Source organism: Sphingobacteriaceae bacterium GW460-11-11-14-LB5 (assembly GCA_002151545.1).
Taxonomy (GTDB): Bacteria; Bacteroidota; Bacteroidia; order Sphingobacteriales; family Sphingobacteriaceae; genus Pedobacter.
Window position 1 is genome coordinate 1,466,143 of record CP021237.1, and the last position, 18,130, is coordinate 1,484,272.

Consider the following 18,130-nt stretch of genomic DNA (forward strand, 5'->3'; position numbering starts at 1 on the left):
AGTAAGTGTGTTCCCGTTTTCCGCTTATACGCTTCGCTTCCTCATTCTTCGTTGCTGCAGGGTAACGCTGCAACCGGGGCTAGAGGAAAAGTTAAGGCTATTTTTAAGGTTTTATACTGCATTAACCTTGGTTGCTAAACCTGATTGACGAGGAAAGCTCCCGATTTTTCATCGGGACTTGTACCAAAAGCAGGACTGCAAACCGCCAAGAATAACTGCCCTTTCATTTTCAAATACATAAAAACATGATTCCCATTATCCGGCTGGCTTATTTATTAAATGATTTTTTTTTTTCGAAGCGCAATAGCAGTGCAAAGCAGTAAGTGTGTTCCCGTTTTCCGCTTATACGCTTCGCTTCCTCATTCTTCGTTGCTGCAGGGTAACGCTGCAACCGGGGCTAGAGGAAAAGTTAAGGCTGTTTTTAAGGTTTTATGCTGCACTAACCTTTATTCCTAAACCTGATTGACGGGGAAAGCTCCCGATTTTTCATCGGGACTTGTACCAAAAAGCAGGACTGCAAACCGCCAAGAATAACTGCCCTTTCATTTTCAAATAAATAAAAACATGATTTCCATTTAAGCCATTCTATCCGGACCTCCGACCCCTGACTTCCGGACTTCTTAAGTCTTATAAATCCCAGCGGCCATTTTTTCTATAAATCCTTTTGGCAAAATCCTATTGGCATATACGCTGATGATATTGGTAAAACCTGGAATAATTTCAGATTTCCCGGCGAACATTCCTTTTATGGCAATTTCTGCTACTTCATCGGGTTTCATATTAAATTTCTCTGCCATTTTGCTAAAGGCATCTAATCCGGCACGATGTGCAAAGCCTGTATCAACAGGCCCAGGACTTAGGCAGCTCACCGAAACAGGACCATCTTTAAGTTCGAACCTTAATGCCCTAGTAAAAGATAAAACAAAAGCTTTGGTTGCCGAATAAATGGCCAGAGTTGGTACCGCCTGGTAGGCTGCAGTACTGCAAACGTTGAGTATATAAGCTTTTTTTTCTGCTGAAAGGACTGGAAGCAATAAATGGCACAATGAAGTTACCGTAGTCATGTTTAACTGGCACATTTCTAACTGGGCACTTAAATCCAGTTCTCCAAATTTCCCCCACAATCCGTAACCTGCATTATTAATCAGGATATGAACGGCGTAATTCTTTTCTGTGATCCAGTTGTATACTGCTTTTGGGGCTTCAGCCTGGCTAAGATCGATTGCCAGGATATGCACTTCAACCTCATATTGTTTTTTAAGAGCGGTTTGTAAAGCACTCAATTCATCAGCCGAGCGGGAGATAAGCAGCAGATTAATTTTTCTTTTCGCCAATGCAATGGCCATCGATTTGCCAATACCTTTACTTGCTCCGGTGATTATTGCGTACTTCATCTTGGTGTCCAGCATCTTTTTTACTCTGAATAGTTTAACGCAAATATCAAATAAATTAAAGCTTATGCCTTATTTATTTTAAAATGCTGCCTGATTAAACGCCACATAGGTATCTTTTTTGAATTATTATTTTTAACGAGTCTAAATAATGCTAGCTTTGCCGAAATTTAAAAATTGCATGAAACACCAATACATAAAATTTTTTGCCACGGCTCTTTTGATGCTAACCACAATTTCCCTTTTTGCACAAACAGGGAAGGGTACAATTAGCGGAAAAGTTGTCGATTCGTTAGGGAATAGTATACCTTTTGCCAACATACAGGTTAGAAAACAGAACCTTAAAAGTACTTCAGATAAATCAGGTGCCTTTAAATTAACAGCTGTTCCTGCCGGTAACCAACTAATCAGGGTTTCGATTACAGGTTACGATCAGGTTGAACAAGGTGTATCGGTTACTGCAAACGATACCACACAGGTAACATTTGTTTTGAAAGAACAACACGCAGAACTTAATGATGTGATTGTTTCGGCAAGCAGAAGGCCAGAATCCTTATCGCAAACACCATCATCAGTAACGGTACTTACCGCTAAGGAATTAAATACACAATCAACCATTAGTCCAAATTTGGCTAATATCCTTTCGTACAGCGTACCTGGATTAGGTTTTTCTACTAATCAAACGGGTAACTCTGGTCAGACTTTACGTGGGAGAAATGTACTCGTGTTAATTGATGGTATTCCACAGTCTACGCCATTAAGAGCAGGAGGAAGGGATATCCGCAGTATCGATCCTTCGGTTATTGAGCGTGTTGAAGTGATTAAAGGTGCCACCGCCATTTACGGTAATGGTGCTGAAGGTGGTTTGATTAACTACATTACTAAAAAAGCCGATAAAGGAAAATCATTCGGAGGTTATTCTCAAGCCGGAATTACAGGAAACTTAAAAGGCGATAGTACCGTTGGTTACCGCTTTTCGCAGCAGCTTTACGGTAAAACCGGTAAATTTGACTATCTGGTAAGCGGTATGTTCGAAAAAACCGGTGTTTTCCGCGATGCTGAAGGCCTGGTTATCTCGCCTGAATATGGTTTAGGCGAAACCAAATCTTACAATGGTTTTGTGAAACTGGGCTATAACTTTACTCCAAAACAGCGTTTGCAGGTGATGTATAATTATTTCAGCTCCAGACAGCATTCTAAATATTTAACCAAAGATGGCGTTTATGGCCAATCGCCGGCCATTGGTATTTACGGAACAAGACTGGGTGAAGATGAAGGAACAAGGTTTAACCATAATGCTAATTTACAATATACGAATCAGCAGATTTTTGGTAAAACTGATTTAACTGCCAATGTTTACTATCAGGATTTTTATACCATTTATTCTAACTCAGCATCATTTTTCGGAAGTGGCCAATCGGCTATTACTTCAACCAAAAAAGGCGCAAGGGTAAACCTGAACACACCTTTCAACATTACAGAACAGGTGCCGATGCAACTGAACTATGGATTGGATTTAATGAATGATAAAACCGCTCAAAGTTTAACTGATGGTCGTTTATGGGTGCCTAACATGAATATGGTGAATTTTGCACCTTACTTACAGGCTTCTGCAACTTTAATTAATGATTTAACCATAAAAGGAGGTTTGAGGGTCGAAAATATTAATATTGATGTAGACGATTTTAACACCCTGGCAACTGGTGCAAACGGTGCAGGAAGTATAGCGGTACAGGGCGGTAAATTAAATTACAATGCTTTAGTATTCAATGCTGGTGCACGTTATTCAAAATTCAAGTTTTTTAATCCTTTTATCAGTTATGCGCAGTCGTTCTCGGTATTCGAGCTAGGCAGGGTGTTAAGGGCAGCAAAAAGCAATACTTTATCGCAGTTAGAAACTAAACCAATTATTGTAAACAATTACGAAGCTGGTTTTAGCAGTACCTTAGGTAAACTGAATTTCAGTGCAGCTTATTACTACAGCACTTCTAAACTGGGTGCCAATCTTTTGGAAGTAAATGGTACTTATATCTCTCAACGTATTCCGGAGCGTGTATATGGATTTGAAATCCAGGCCGATTATCAGGTTTTAAAAGCGCTGAGCATTGGTGGTAATTACGCACAGGTAGAAGGAAAAGGCGATGTAGATGATGATGGTAATTTTAACGGAGAGAAAGATGTGTATTTAAACACAACGCGTATCCCGCCATCAAAAACTACGGTTTATCTTAAATATTCAGGGATTAAAAACTTAATTTTGGATGTAAACTGGATGCGTGTAGGAAATCGCGATCGTTTTAAAACCAATGCTGCAGGTAAATATTTAATCGGCGAAGGTCCGGTAAAAGCCTTCAACTTATTTAATGTTGCCGCAGTATATCAGGTTACACCACCTTTAAAATTATCGGTAGGTGTAGAAAATTTACTGAATAAAGTTTATTATCCTGCCATTTCTCAGTTTTATGGCAGCAATGTAAATTATGTGAGGGGCAATGGACGTAGATTTAACCTGTCGTTAGGCTACGCTTTTTAGGCAATGAAAAATAAGAATTTTAAAAATACCATCAGGAACATTCACCTCTGGCTCGGCCTGGCCACTGGCCTGGTGGTATTTATTATTAGTATAACCGGGGCACTGTATATCTTTGAAGAAGAGATCAGGGAGCTTACACAAAAAGATTTTCGCTACGTAGGGCTTCAACAGAAGCCTTTTGTAGGTTTAGATCATATCATTTCCAGCTTCGAAAAATTATCGCCCAAAGACCAGTTAAGGCTGATCAGGATTGAAGACGGGTTTTCAAACGCCACAGTAGAAATTACCACAAAAAAAGGCATCGTTTATTATTTTAACCCCTACAATGCCGCTTTGGTAAAAAAAGGTGGCGAAGATTGGCTCCAGGTGGTAGAACATATCCATACCTCGCTATTGCTGGGTAAAACCGGCCAATTTATTATGCAGTGGTCGGTAGTTATTTTTGTGCTGATGCTAATTACGGGACTGGTACTCTGGTTTCCCGGCCAAATGCGCTTATTAAAACAATCTTTAACCATTAAAAGAAAAGCCTCGTTTAAACGGCTGAATTACGATTTACACAACGTATTGGGTTTTTATGCATCACTTGTGTTATTGGTTACTGCTTTAAGTGGTTTGTACTTTGCTTTTAAAGGGGTGAAAAATGCAGCGAGCTTTTTTACCGGGAGTAAATTAGGACAAGGTAAAGCTATTGTTTTAGCCAAACCGACGCACATCGATTCGGTACCTGTGCGCTACAACAAAATTTATACTGAAGCTAAAATTAAATATCCCGGGGCTATTTCCACTAGTTTTTCACTTCGTGGTAAAGGCGAATTACGGTTAAGGATGATCTATCCGTACCGTTGGGCACGTAAGCAGAATACCTTTTTTTACGAAGAAGCCACGGGTACAATGACCAGGGCTAAACTGTATAAAGATTTTAATGGCGCCGATTTAATAGAAGCCACCAATTACGATCTGCATACGGGCAGGCTTTTAGGGCTTCCAAATAAAATTCTTTCTCTTTTAGCAGCTTTGGTTGCAGCGAGTTTGCCGGTTACAGGTTTCATCATCTGGTGGAAGAAAAGGAAAAAGCCCAGAAAAGCGAAACCTGTTCTTGCCCAGGGGTGAATTTGTGCCTGTAACACGTTTAAATAGCTGCTATCTGACCATAAATAGTTAATATTTCGCTTAAACCTGATAATTACAAATCATTACGATCTGTATTTTTTTGCAAGTTTTGATCTTTATTTTATAAGACAACACAAGCGAATGAAACGCAGCATCCACATTTATTTATCGCTAACCCTGGCATTTTGTTTGGGTTCGAATACCTACGCCCAAAAAATTATTATTAGTACCGATCATTCGGCACTGGTATATCATGTCAATAAACAGCAACAGTTAGAACAAACTTATTTCGGTAAAAAACTTCAGGATTCTGCTGCTTACAGGCCCGCAAGTCCTTATGAATTGCCCGCTTTTGCAACCGGTGGCGCCACTTATTTACAGGAGCCAGCGATAGAGGTAACCCATGCCGATGGGAATATGTCTTTACAACTCGGGTTTGTATCATCAGCTGTAAAAACAGCAGGTAACGTAACCGAAACCGTTATCCGTTTAAAAGATCCTGCCTATAATTTTTTTGTAAACCTACATTATAAGGCTTATCAAAAGGAAAATATAATCGAAACCTGGAACGAAATAGACAATCAGGAGAAAGGTGATGTGGTGCTGCACCGCTACGCATCGGCATTTTTGAACTTTCCCGGAGCAACCAATTACCTGACCCGTTTTAATGGCGACTGGGGAATTGAGGCACAAATGGAAGAATTTTTATTGCCTAACGGACTTTACAGCATTCAGTCGAAACTGGGTGTAAAAACAGTTGAAAACGGTTTATCATCGTTTATGCTCAGCAAACAGAAGCCTGAAGATGAAAACCAGGGAGAGGTATTTGGCGGCTCTTTGGCCTGGAGCGGCAATTTTAACCTCCAGTTCGAAACATTTAAAAATAATTCGCGCCTTGGCGATGCGTTAAAGGTAATCTGTGGCATTAATGCTTATGCATCAGATTATCGCCTTAAAAATAAACAAAGTTTAAGTACCCCGCATTTTATCTTTACCTATACCAATGGCGGACAGGGGCAGATGAGCCGCAATTTTCATCACTGGGCTGTTAAATATGGCATTTGGAAAGGCGATCAGCGTAGGCAGACTTTACTTAACAACTGGGAAGCCACTTATTTTAAATTCAATCAGGATACCCTTGTTAATTTATTTGATGGCGCAAAAAAGCTAGGTGTTGATCTGTTTTTACTGGACGATGGCTGGTTTGCGAACAAATATCCACGCGATAACGATAAGGCTGGCCTTGGCGATTGGGAAGTGAACAAACGCAAATTGACAAATGGCATCGGTTATCTGGTTAAAGAGGCCAGAAATAAGGAAATCAACTTTGGGATATGGATCGAGCCGGAAATGGTCAACCCAAAAAGCGAGTTGTACGAGAAACATCCGGATTGGGTACTGAAAGCACCAAACCGCCCCGAAGACCTTCAACGGACACAACTGGTGCTCGATCTGACCAACCCGAAGGTGCAGGATTTTGTATTTGGCGTAATCGATAATTTAATGAAAGAAGCGCCGGGCATCACCTACATGAAATGGGACTGTAACAGGATCATGAGCAATCCTTACAGTGTTTTTATGGGGAAAGATCAAAATGCCATGTTTGTTAAATACACGCAGGGGCTGTATCAGGTACTCGATGCCGTAAGGGCCAAATATCCCAACCTGGAGCTGATGCTTTGTGCAAGCGGAGGCGCTAGGGTAGAGTATGGTGCCATGAAGTATTTTAATGAATTTTGGGCCAGCGACAATACCAATCCATTCGACCGCATAAAAATCCAATGGGGATATTCCTATTTCTTCCCGGCACTCACCATTTGCAACCACGTTACCGAATGGGGCAAACAACCGATTAAATTTAAGCTGGATGTGGCCATGTCTGGTAAAATGGGTTTTGATATCCAGGTGAAAAAATTAAACGAAAAAGACCTCGCACTGAGTAAAATTACGGTAGATAATTACAAAAGATTGCAACCCATAATCAATTATGGTGATTTGTACAGGCTGGTATCACCTTATCGCACCAATAGTGCGGCGTTAATGTATGTTGATAGCACGATGAATAAAGCCGTGTTATTTGCCTATAATTTAACGGTAAGCGAAGCCCAAAACTACCCTACGCTAATTTTAAAAGGGCTGGATCCCCAAAAGAAATACCGGATCAGAGAAATCAACTTATTGCCGGGCAGTAAATCAAAATGCCCGGATAACGATCAGGTTTATACGGGCGAAAGTTTGATGAACTCGGGTTTAAAATGGTACCTGAATCGTAGCGAAACCAGTTCTGTACTAGCGCTTGAAGCCATTTAAGCAAGCTGCTCAGCATAGGCTTTCAGCTGGTTCAGTCCCGACTGACAGAATTCCTGTTGCATGGTCAGATCAAGATCTGCAACAGGTTCAAATGTTTCGGTGAGCGTAACCGGGTTACTTCCGGTGAAGGTAATCAGGCTTTTTCTGTTGTCATCCAATGTATAAGCAATGCGCTTATGTTTAATAATTTCAGTATAAGTGCCGCTAAAATCAAAACGCTCACTTCCATCTTTCCTCACCATTACATATAGAAAGCCACCACCTTCGATCAGGTTATTTTCAATTTTCTCATTGATCCATTCACCCGATGGTGCATTCCATTTAGCAATGTGTTCGGGCTCATTCCAGATTTCCCATACCAGGTTAACCGGTTGGTTTATCTCAATACTGGCTATTAAAGCATTCTTATTCATACAGACTAAATTATGTCCTAAATTAACATTTCAGCGTTTACTTTTAGGTGGCCATTGAAGACAAATTAAAGGGTGATTTGAGCGAATTAAAAATATCGCATCAAATAAAAACAGTGATTTTGCTATCTGTTTTTCAGACTTGAGTTGTATGATTATGTAGATAAAGCAAACAAAAATTGCCTTATCGGTGTAATTATAGTTCCTCTAACACGGGAGTAATTGGAAAGGGGTAAACACGGATGTGGCTACCCTTTTCTTTTTTGACAACATTTTAAGGGGCAAACTTGTTTAGTTCATTTTGTTCAGTGTAGTTTAGCAGACCATAAAAGGCATGAACAACTTTAGCAATTTGATGCTGATCTACCAGGCAAAAGATATCATTATCGCTGTTTTTCGCACATTCCATCATCCATTTTTTTCTTCATCAATTTTCCATCCCTCCATATTTTTTGTACCCTTGTAAAAAAATAAAAATGGAGAAACCCCTCACTAACGCAAGTCTTAGCGGGCAAGGCGGTGCGCTGTATGACTTGTGCTTTTATTGCTTTATTATCTCTTGTAATCCTTTTATATTTAATCATGAGCATAAAATATAAGTTTCATGATTCGACTACCGGGTCGCGCTTAAAGAGTTAGCAAATCAATCTGGTAAAACAATAAATATTAAAATTGTTTCAAGTCCTTGGGCCATGAATAGCTCAGGAATGAAAATATATTTAAGAAAACCGTAATATTATGGAAATAAAATATTTAGGTTATTTAAGAGATAATCCGGATGCTTATCCAAATGAAATTGAAGACAAATTAACGATTGAGCCTATTTCCTTACAGGAAATAGCAACATTAGAACAATTGTATAATAATGGCAATCCTTTTCCTAAAGTATTAAAGGAACTATTATTTTTGGCTGGAGCATTTTGTTATGTTATGGATTTTGGAACCTTTGATAGCCAACAAGAAATGCAGGATTATGTTAGAGATCGTATGACTTCTCGTAGCAGAGTTATCTCTAGACCATTTTACGCTGTTGATGTTTATAATCAAGGTGATCAATTTCTTTTTATTTATTTAGACGAGGGCGAAGATCCCCCTGTTTACGAAGGACTTTATTCTGGTGGAGGCGTTAATTTCCCAGATTGGATTCATTCAGTTTCTGTAAAGTCTCTTTCTGAGTTGATAAACCATAGAATTGATAGGCAAAAACAGGGTAGAAATCCATTTTAGGCATTTGGTATGATTCTATTTTTGATGTGTATTTCATTCAAATGAATATTAAGGCCAAAGGTTGACTTCTGTACTTACATCTTGCTAGCTTATGAGGTACCTCGGTGAAAAATAATTGGGTATAAATACTCCCCTCGCTAACACATGCGTGCCGAGTGTGAAAATAAAAAACACAACATTTTTAAAAGATCGCCATTGCCGCGGTCTTTTTGATTTTTAAAGATATTTATACAGATACTAGGTGGCTAAATATCTATTAACTATATGGAGTACCCTCACTAGCTCAAGTCTTAGTGAGCAAGATGGTGTATTGGGTTGACTTGTGCTTTTAAATAAAGCCTTATTATCTCTTGTAATCATTTATCTTTAATCATGAGCATAAAATATAAGTTTCATGATTCAACAGCAATATGCTTTGTTTCTTTTGCAGTTATGGGATGAATTGATGTTTTTACGCGTCGTTTTACAGAGACCCCATGGAAGCTTAGATTTACTGATAGTTTTATGGATTTTAATGAGGCAATAACTAGACATTTTGCGAAAATATCTGATCCAGTAGCTGGGAAGCCACCACTGGATATTGTGGTGATTGATTATAAATATATGGACGAAATTTCAATAGGAATAGGGCAAAATTCTTCATATTTGAAAGATGAGGTCGATTTATATATACAAACAAATTTTCCTCAGTATAATAATACAACTTATCTATTGAAATTAAATTATTGACACATGGCAACTACATTCTTAGGTTATAAGGGGAGCAAAGGGTTTTATATTCATGAAACATATGCTAAATTGATCTTTCAATTTATTTATCAAGAACTCAAAAAAGCAAAATATACATTTGTCAATAAAGATATTTTATTAGCGGATTGCGAGGCTAAAATAAATGGTTGGAGAAATGGTTATATTGTTCTTAGATGGGATGATAGGTTAATTGGTATGGATGAAGAAAATAATATGACACAACTTCTACAAAATATCATTATTGATTTGCAAACCAGAGGGAATTATATTAGTGTAGAAGAGCTGCAAGCTATACCATCCGAAGATGAGCTTTGGAAAATGGATCTCGATAAGAAATTTCCGGTAAATGAGCTGATTCGTGTTTTTAATGCACTGATACAGATGCTTCAAGGAACATGGTTGTCAACTAATTACGATATGAATATAAAATGGAAATAAATAATTGATAATGAGAAGTAATGAAGCCTCGCTAGCGCACGCGTGCCGCGTGTGAAAATAAAAGCTATAACATCTTAAAAGACCGCTATTGCCGCGGTCTTTTTGATTTAAGATATTTGTACAGATATTAAGTGGCTAAATATCCCTCGCTAGCGCACGCGTGCCGCGTGTGCAACATAATTAAGCAATTCACACACTCGTTTATTTAAGAGGTCGTAATTTCATTGGTCTCTTAAATAGGAGTATAGCAAAAGGAAATCCTTTACGAGTAAAGTTATTTACAATCGATACTCAAGCCCACCAAAATATTTAAGAAAGTACAATTTTATTTTCGGTCATTTTCTTATATTGTAAATTACAATCATCTCTATAAATAAAACCATTATCTGGCCAGCTACCCAGCTAAAATGGTTAATTCATCCTGTATTTTTATAAAAAATAAAGCGTAAAAACTTTTACTGGCACAGGTGTGTCACATGTGAAAAACCTAAAGAAATGAGCCGTAAATATAAATTTTATAATAAAGGAGGATTATACTTTGTAAGTTTTGCAACAGTACATTGGATAGATGTATTTGTTAGACCGATATATTGCGATATTATGGTTGATAGCTTAATTTACTGTAAGCAAAATCTGGGTTTAGAACTTTATTGCTGGTGTATTATGCCAAGTCACATACATTTAATATTTAGTGCAAAAAATCATAATCCAGATATTCTACTAGGTAGGATAAAAGAATATACTTCCAAAGAAATTGTCAAGGCAATTAAAGAGAATAGTCAGGAAAGTAGAAAAGAATGGATGCTTTGGATGTTTGAGCGGGCAGGCTTAAAAAGCAGTAACGTTAAAGGATATCAATTTTGGCAACACAACAATAAACCCATAGAATTGTGGAGTACGGTAGTTATTGAGCAAAAGGCAGATTACCTGCATGATAATCCGGTAACAGCAGGTTTTGTTAACGAGGCCTGGCATTGGAAATATAGCAGTGCAATAGATTATAGTGGAGGTAGGGGGTTGATAGATTTAGATGAACTGTAAAGGAGATATAGAAATGCACACGCGGCACGCGTGCGCCAGCGAGGGGAATATCTTTGTTAGGTACACTTTTAAAGGAGATATTAAAAAAAGTTTGCTGAAAAAAATAAAGTATGCAAGAGATAATGGTAATTTTAGTTATGTGATTTTTGATAAAATAGATTTAGATATTTTGATTAATATGAGAGCGAAAGGAAAACTAAGTTTGACTGGGATAGAAGGGCTTAACTTTTCCATAACTCTAAAAGGATCAAGATTAGATTTAGGACCTTACATGCCATTTAAATATAATTGATATGAGCACAACAATTAAATATAAGAATCTTTATGGTGAAGATATGACGCTTCAACAGCTGCCAAATGTAGGAGATTATGATAAACTACAATATGAGAATGGAAATGTTAAAAGAATAGATTCCTATTATGACAAAAAATTAGATAGTGGGACTTATTATTTGTCCTCAACCGAAGATAAACAAGCTATTGTTTTGGAGTTTTCTAATATTTGGATATCGACTGAAATTTATTTAAATACTCAGTCTGTGGGTACCTTTACACTAAGAGAGTGGGAAACATACGGTGGAACTGATCTTATATCAAAAGGTAAGACTCTATTTGACAATCAGGATAGGAGAGTTGCTACAGAATTTTTAGATATTAATAGTTCTCAAATAAAGTCCATTGAAAAGAAATTTTATTTAACGATACATGATGAATATATTGATATAGATGGATTACCTGATTTTGGTCAATTAAGTTTTTATTATAAAGAGGATTTAATAATAGTTGAAGTCAATTTGCCTGGTTTTGAAGATGATAATTATAGGATAAGTGATAATGAAAACGTATTAAATAATTTATTGATAAGACCGCTTTTTAAATGGGAAGATCATCCTTATTATCATAGGGCATTGCCATTAATCCCCAATACACCAAATATTTAAATCATGCCAAACATATTAGATAAAATTATAATCATCGATGTCGAATCTACCTGTTGGGAAGGCGCAAACCCAGTAGGTATGGAAAGCGATATTATAGAAATTGGTGTCTGTTTACTGGATATACAAACTGGTGAGATAACCGATAACAGGGGGATCTTGATCAAACCAGAACGATCAACAATTAGCTCCTTTTGCACAGCATTAACCACCATTACCCCAGAAATGGTGGTTAAAGATGGTATTTCATTTAAAGAGGCCTGCTCTATCTTAAGAAAAGAATATTTATCTCAAAAAAGGGTATGGGCAAGTTTTGGTGCTTACGATTTAAAGCAGTTTCAACGTCAATGTGCTGCTATGGGTGTTGGTTTTCCTTTTGGTCCGTCGCACATTAATGTTAAAACTTTGTTTGCCTTAAAAAATAAATTGGATCATGAGGAAGGAATGGCAGGTGCACTTAAAATGTTGGATATCCCATTAAAAGGTACCCACCACCGTGGAGTGGATGATGCATATAATATTGCAAGAATCCTTCATCGAATTTTGAATAATTAATTTTTTTCTTTTTCACCTGGTTCAACTTGAACCACTACTAGCGCAAGTCTTAGTGGGCAAGGCGGTGCGCTGTATGACTTGTGCTTTTAAATGCCTTATTATCTCTTGTAATCATTTATCTTTAATCATGAGCATAAAATATAAGTTTCATGATTCAACAGCAATATGCTTTGTTTCTTTTGCAGTTATGGGATGAATTGATGTTTTTACGCGTACTATTTACAGAGACCTGCAACTGGAAAGTTTAACTTATTATACAAGAAAAAGGCCTTAACCTGCATGCCTGGGTAATTATGAGCAACCATGTACATTTAATGGTGAGTAGCAGGGAGGGATATTTATTGCCCAACATGATGCGCGATTTAAAGAAGTATTCAATAGTTAGGATCTTAAAAGAAATAAAAGATAGCATGATCGAAAGCAGAAAAGAATGGATGCTTTACTTGTTTGCTAAAGCCGGGCAACAAAACAGCAACAATAAAAACTTCCAGTTTTGACGGCAGGATAATCATCTCATCGAATTAGATCCTCACCTCAATATCTTTGCAGAACGGATTAATTACCTGCATAATAAACCGGTTGAGGCTGGGCTGGTGGCAAATGCCTCAGACTATTTCTACAGTAGTGCTATAGCTTATGAAGAAGGGAAAGGATTGATTGGTATTGATCAATTGGTTTAACCAGGACACAAGTCGGGCCACCACTTAAGCTCCGGGCGCTAAGACTTGCGCCAGAATAGGGCAAACTTGTTTAGTTCATTTTGTTCAGTGTGGTTTAGCAGATCATAAAAGGCATGAACAACTTTAGCAATTTGATGCTGATCTACCAGGCAAAAGATATCATTATCGCTGTTTTCCGCACATTCCATCATCCATTTTTTTCTTCATCAATTTTCCATCCCTCCATATTTTTTGTACCCTTGTAAAAAAAAATAAAAATGGAGAAACCACTGGTTAGCATTACCTATTGCCCCAAATGTGGCTGGATGCTACGTTCGGCTTACATGGCTCAAGAGATTTTAACCACATTTGTTGATGAGGTAAAAGGTGTAACCTTAATTCCAAGTGAAACATCTGGTGTTTTTAATATTTTGGTTGGTGAAAAACTAATTTTTGATAGAAAAGAGATGCAGCGTTTCCCTGAAATTAAAGAATTGAAACAGCTTATTCGTGATGAAGTGAATCCAGACATGAACCTTGGGCACTCTGATGTTAAATAACCTAGTCAGCATTAAATCGTACTGTTGTTCAAAAAAACTTCCGGTTATTAAAATTAGGTTAAACATTTGAAAATATGCTTATACTTACCTCAAGTAAATTGATCATATTTAATTAGCGTTTATGATAAGAAAGGGTTTTCTGTTTATCTGTTTGCTGCTTTTTTTGCGTTTAGCTGGCTTTGCCCAGTTATCCGAAACAACGCGAATAAAGATATCGATGAAAACCATTGGCGATAGTCTTAAATATGTTGATGCATTGAACAGACTTGGAATGTTGATGTATGAGAAAAATGTAGATAGCACTTTTTATTATACCCGCCGGGCCCGTGAAATTGCAATCAGGCTCGATTATGCTAAAGGCAAAGCAGATGCGCTGAATAATCTAGGCGTCTTTTTTGACATTAAGGGCGACCTGCAACTTGCCCTACGTTATTACAACGAAGCCCATACCGTGTACAGCAAGATCAAAGATTCTATCAATGTTGTACAAACAACCATGAATATTGCCATGGTTTACAAAGAATTTGATAAAGATCAGCGAGCAGTACAATGGTTTAATGTAGCTGTTAAAAAAGGTAAGGAGCTGAGACAGGATTCCATCATGTCGCTCGTTATTTACAACTATCTTTTAATTTATCCGAACAAGTTTAAAGCTGTGGATAAAGCAAAATGCATTAACAAAGCGAAGGGCATTGCTTTAAAATATAACGACAAAAGAACCTTACTGGCCATTGATCAGCTTATTGCCGATGAGTTCATTGCAAACGGAGAATTTCAGCGGGGAATATCGTTCCTTCAAAAGGCGTTGGATAGCGCAATTAATCAAAAGCTCTATTACGTATCAATGGACATGCTTTTAGACCTGGGCGATCAGTTAATGGCAAAGGATGAAACATTAGCCGTTAACCAATATAAAAGAGGGCTTGCCATTGCTGATAAAAATGGCTTTCTAATTTACAGTAAGATACTGGCCAGAAAATTATTCGATTTTTATACCCTTAAAGGCGATAATAGCACTGCAGCCATATATAGCCACAAGTTGATTTTATTGCAAGAGGAGCAGGATAAAATCAATAACATATCCAGTGTAGATTATCTTGATTATGCACTTAAAGAACAACAGATAGATGCTTTAGTAGAGCGATCTAAATATCAAAATACCTTATTGGTTATAACGGCTATTGCCTGTTTACTTGCCCTAGCAGTGATCATTGTGATCAGAAAAAATTTAAAACGCATACATAAGCTAAATGAGCAGATGGCCAATCAGAACAACCAGATGCGCGAAACACTTAATGCACTGGAGCAAAGTCAGGCCGATAATACCAATATGTTAAAAATTGTAGCCCACGATCTGCGCAGCCCAATTGCGGGTATATATTCCATTACCTCATTAATGATTGAAGAGAGAGGGCGTTCGGATGGAGACCAGAAAATGCTCAGGGTAATTCAAAGTTCAAGTAAAGATTCGCTCGAACTGGTGAACGATTTACTGCAAACGCAGTTCAAAACAGAAATGCTAAGCAAGCAACCAATTGATTTAGCCGAAATGTTGCGGTATTGTGTTTCACTGTTGCAAAGTAATATCGAAGCAAAAGGACAACATCTTATATTGCATGTTAAACCGGTAATACTCTTAGCCAGTAGGGAAAAACTTTGGAGGGTTATCAGCAACCTGATTACCAATGCAATTAAATTTAGTCCTAATGAGGCTACAATTGAGGTGAGAATGGAAGAAGGTGCCGGTTACTTAAGAATAGGGGTAGCAGATGAAGGGATTGGCATCCCTGTTGAAATAGAAGATAAAATTTTCGACATGTTTACAGAAGCCAGACGTCCTGGAACGGCCGGAGAACAACCTTTCGGGCTTGGTTTAGCGATATCCAGGCAAATTGTTAAAGCCCATGGAGGCAAAATCTGGTTTGAACGCAAACCCGTTAGCGGCACAATCTTTTTTATCGAGTTGCCTGTTTGATTCGTTAAAATTCCCGCCTCTTAATCTTTTTAAAATCCATGTATCATTCTCAAAAACAGCAGATTAAGAATATTTGAAATTTATGTATATTAAATCTATCTATTTTGTATAGATTTGAAAAGGCTTTTTTTGCAAGTTATTACCTTAAGGCTAGTATAAGTTTGCCCGATTTGATTCTGAAATAGTAGGTTAAAAAAGTTTTGCCTTTTAAAACTTCAATACTTTTAATGGCACCAGAACTACCTAGTGCATCGGAAATAACATCGCCAACCTTTAATTGTTCCAATCTTTGGATTGGAGTCATCGCATCAATACGTGTCATAGAGAGCAAAAATAGGCTTAGATAGCATTTTTGAATAGGATTTTTGTCTCAAATTCAAAAATCAAGTTATTGTGTAAAGGGAAATAATACGGATTTATTCTTACCTGGAATATCTACAGGTAGTTAAATCTATTTCGACTATTAAGCTGGTTATTTAAACCTAAATAGTTCGATTTTATATCGTCAATTAATAAAGTTTTACTGTAAACCTGATCATGAATAATCTTTTTTCAATCTTTAGTTGTCTCGCTCTTCTAATTTTCTTTAGTGGTACCAAACCAAAAGTATCTCCTCCGGTAAAAGCACCAAATATTTTATTGATAATGGCCGATGATATGGGCTTTGCCGATATAGGTTGTTATGGCAGTGAGGTCGCTACACCAAATTTGGATAAACTTGCTGCGGGCGGTCTCCGTTTCAGGCAATTTTACAACAGCGCCAGGTGTTGCCCAACCAGGGCGTCATTATTAACGGGGCTATATCCACATCAGGCAGGTATCGGGCACATGTCTAACGATCCGGAAGACAGTACAAGTTTCAATTATAACTTGCCTGGTTACCAGGGCAGTTTAAACAATAAATGTGTAACCATCGGCGAAGTGTTAAAAACAAAAGGCTACCAAACTTTAATGAGCGGTAAATGGCATGTAGGCTACCATGGCGAACAAAGATGGCCTTTGCAGCGTGGTTTCGATAAATATTACGGTTTACTGGCAGGTGCAACAAATTATTTTAATCCATCTGGTGGCCGCGGATTAATGCTCATGAACCATAAAATAGCACCAGAAGGCGAAAATTTTTACCTTACAGATGCACTTACCGATTATGCAATAAAGTTTTTAGATGAAAACAAAAAGGAAAGTAAAGCCCCTTTCTTTATGTACCTGGCTTATACCAGTCCACATTGGCCATTAAATGCATTAGCTGCCGATGTTCAGAAATACAGAGGTAAATATAAAAATGGCTGGAAGGCCCTGCGGCGCGAAAGGTATGAGCGCATGAAAAAGCTGGGTGTAATAACCGGTAATTCGCTACTGAGTGAGGATGATGGCGCAGACTGGGATAAACTTTCGCCTGAAAAGCAAGATGAAATGGATCATCGTATGGCATTATATGCGGCACAGATCGATCGTATGGACCAGAACATTGGCCGTGTAATTAAAACGCTTGAGGCCGCAGGTGAGTTAGATAATACCTTAATCTTTTTCCTTTCTGATAATGGTGCATGTGCCGAAGGTGGTGAACTTGGCGGTGGTTTACCTCAAAATTTGGGTACTAAATTAGGCTATATGCTCAGTTATGGTCAATCCTGGGCCAATGCTTCTAACACACCATTTAAAAAATACAAACACTGGGTAAATGAAGGTGGTATTAGTACGCCGCTGATTGTACACTGGCCAAAAGCAATACCTAAAAGTTCATTAGGGCATTTTACCGATCAGTATGGTTTTCTACCCGATATTATGGCAACGATTGTTGATGTGGCCCAGGCAAAATATCCTAGCCAGTATAAAGGAAATCCAATTATTCCGCTTCAGGGAAAAAGCCTGTTGCCATTAATACAAGGCAAAGAATTGCCGGTGCATCAGCAACCAATTTTCTGGGAGCACGAAGGTAATGCCGCTGTTAGATCAGGAAACTTCAAACTGGTAAGCGAATACAGCGCCGGTCAGCCGGTTAAATGGGAACTTTACGATTTAAGCAAGGATAGATCCGAATTAAATGATCTGGCTACAAAAATGCCAGCCAAAGTTGCAGAATTAACTCAAGCATACCAGAATTGGGCTGCATTTGCAGGTGTTGTTCCCTATGATGAGGTGGTTAAAATACAGGCGAAAAAGAAAAAAGTAGCCCGGATATTACCTCAATAGTGCTGTGTTTCAGCACAGAAAGAATCTTATTGTTTAG

The 18,130-nt window shown here is 37.9% G+C and carries 18 protein-coding genes; 14 read left to right on the forward strand and 4 right to left on the reverse strand.

Annotation, left to right across the window (positions count from 1 at the left end):
• Positions 1-620: 620 nt before the first annotated feature.
• Positions 621-1,409 (reverse strand): short-chain dehydrogenase, encoded by a 789-nt coding sequence (locus CA265_05960; GenBank protein ID ARS39240.1) that lies wholly within the window; start codon positions 1,407-1,409, stop codon positions 621-623.
• Positions 1,410-1,572: 163 nt separating this feature from the next.
• Here CA265_05960 and CA265_05965 point away from each other — a divergent pair, with 163 nt between their 5' ends.
• The 3 genes from CA265_05965 (at position 1,573) to CA265_05975 (ending at position 7,347) form a co-directional block, all read left to right on the forward strand.
• Complete coding sequence (locus tag CA265_05965; GenBank protein ARS39241.1) at positions 1,573-3,924, forward strand: ferric aerobactin receptor; 2,352 nt, start codon at positions 1,573-1,575, stop codon at positions 3,922-3,924.
• Positions 3,925-3,927: 3 nt separating this feature from the next.
• Positions 3,928-5,037, forward strand: coding sequence for a peptidase (locus CA265_05970; protein ARS39242.1), 1,110 nt, complete (start codon positions 3,928-3,930; stop codon positions 5,035-5,037).
• Positions 5,038-5,178: 141 nt separating this feature from the next.
• Positions 5,179-7,347 (forward strand): alpha-galactosidase, encoded by a 2,169-nt coding sequence (locus tag CA265_05975; GenBank protein ARS39243.1) that lies wholly within the window; start codon positions 5,179-5,181, stop codon positions 7,345-7,347.
• Here CA265_05975 and CA265_05980 read toward each other — a convergent pair.
• Both CA265_05980 and CA265_05985 read right to left on the reverse strand, forming a co-directional pair.
• Positions 7,344-7,760 (reverse strand): hypothetical protein, encoded by a 417-nt coding sequence (locus tag CA265_05980; protein ID ARS39244.1) that lies wholly within the window; start codon positions 7,758-7,760, stop codon positions 7,344-7,346. The two genes, CA265_05975 and CA265_05980, sit on opposite strands and share 4 nt — an antisense overlap.
• Positions 7,761-8,140: 380 nt before the next feature.
• Positions 8,141-8,341: a hypothetical protein gene (locus tag CA265_05985; protein ARS39245.1), complete on the reverse strand. Its 201-nt coding sequence runs from the start codon at positions 8,339-8,341 to the stop codon at positions 8,141-8,143.
• 154 nt (positions 8,342-8,495) lie between these two features.
• Between CA265_05985 and CA265_05990 the strand changes: the two genes are divergently transcribed.
• From CA265_05990 to CA265_06035, 10 genes are all read left to right on the forward strand, one after another.
• Positions 8,496-8,984 carry a hypothetical protein gene (locus CA265_05990; protein ARS39246.1) on the forward strand — a complete coding sequence of 163 codons (489 nt, stop codon included), beginning with the start codon at positions 8,496-8,498 and terminating at the stop codon, positions 8,982-8,984.
• A gap of 504 nt (positions 8,985-9,488) precedes the next feature.
• Positions 9,489-9,713 (forward strand): hypothetical protein, encoded by a 225-nt coding sequence (locus CA265_05995; protein ARS39247.1) that lies wholly within the window; start codon positions 9,489-9,491, stop codon positions 9,711-9,713.
• 3 nt (positions 9,714-9,716) lie between these two features.
• Positions 9,717-10,172: a hypothetical protein gene (locus CA265_06000; GenBank protein ARS39248.1), complete on the forward strand. Its 456-nt coding sequence runs from the start codon at positions 9,717-9,719 to the stop codon at positions 10,170-10,172.
• A 495-nt stretch (positions 10,173-10,667) separates the two neighbouring features.
• On the forward strand, positions 10,668-11,213 hold the full coding sequence (locus tag CA265_06005; GenBank protein ID ARS39249.1) for a transposase: 546 nt from the start codon (positions 10,668-10,670) through the stop codon (positions 11,211-11,213).
• Positions 11,203-11,505: a hypothetical protein gene (locus tag CA265_06010; protein ID ARS39250.1), complete on the forward strand. Its 303-nt coding sequence runs from the start codon at positions 11,203-11,205 to the stop codon at positions 11,503-11,505. Before CA265_06005 ends, CA265_06010 begins: the two co-directional genes overlap by 11 nt.
• A 1-nt stretch (position 11,506) precedes the next feature.
• Positions 11,507-12,154, forward strand: a complete 648-nt coding sequence (locus tag CA265_06015) for a hypothetical protein (protein ARS39251.1) — start codon at positions 11,507-11,509, stop codon at positions 12,152-12,154.
• A gap of 3 nt (positions 12,155-12,157) precedes the next feature.
• Positions 12,158-12,706 carry a DNA polymerase III gene (locus tag CA265_06020; GenBank protein ID ARS39252.1) on the forward strand — a complete coding sequence of 183 codons (549 nt, stop codon included), beginning with the start codon at positions 12,158-12,160 and terminating at the stop codon, positions 12,704-12,706.
• 293 nt (positions 12,707-12,999) lie between these two features.
• Positions 13,000-13,203, forward strand: coding sequence for a hypothetical protein (locus CA265_06025; GenBank protein ID ARS39253.1), 204 nt, complete (start codon positions 13,000-13,002; stop codon positions 13,201-13,203).
• Positions 13,204-13,643: 440 nt separating this feature from the next.
• Positions 13,644-13,925: a SelT/selW/selH selenoprotein gene (locus CA265_06030; GenBank protein ARS39254.1), complete on the forward strand. Its 282-nt coding sequence runs from the start codon at positions 13,644-13,646 to the stop codon at positions 13,923-13,925.
• A gap of 121 nt (positions 13,926-14,046) precedes the next feature.
• Entirely contained in the window at positions 14,047-15,900 is a 1,854-nt protein-coding gene (locus CA265_06035; GenBank protein ARS39255.1) for a hypothetical protein, read from the forward strand.
• Between the two features lie 139 nt (positions 15,901-16,039).
• Here the strand turns inward: CA265_06035 and CA265_06040 are convergent, their stop codons facing one another.
• Positions 16,040-16,222, reverse strand: a complete 183-nt coding sequence (locus tag CA265_06040) for a hypothetical protein (GenBank protein ID ARS39256.1) — start codon at positions 16,220-16,222, stop codon at positions 16,040-16,042.
• Between the two features lie 215 nt (positions 16,223-16,437).
• On the opposite strand from CA265_06040, the gene CA265_06045 reads away from it, so the two are divergent.
• Positions 16,438-18,093 carry an arylsulfatase gene (locus tag CA265_06045; protein ARS39257.1) on the forward strand — a complete coding sequence of 552 codons (1,656 nt, stop codon included), beginning with the start codon at positions 16,438-16,440 and terminating at the stop codon, positions 18,091-18,093.
• The last annotated feature ends 37 nt before the right edge of the window (positions 18,094-18,130 follow it).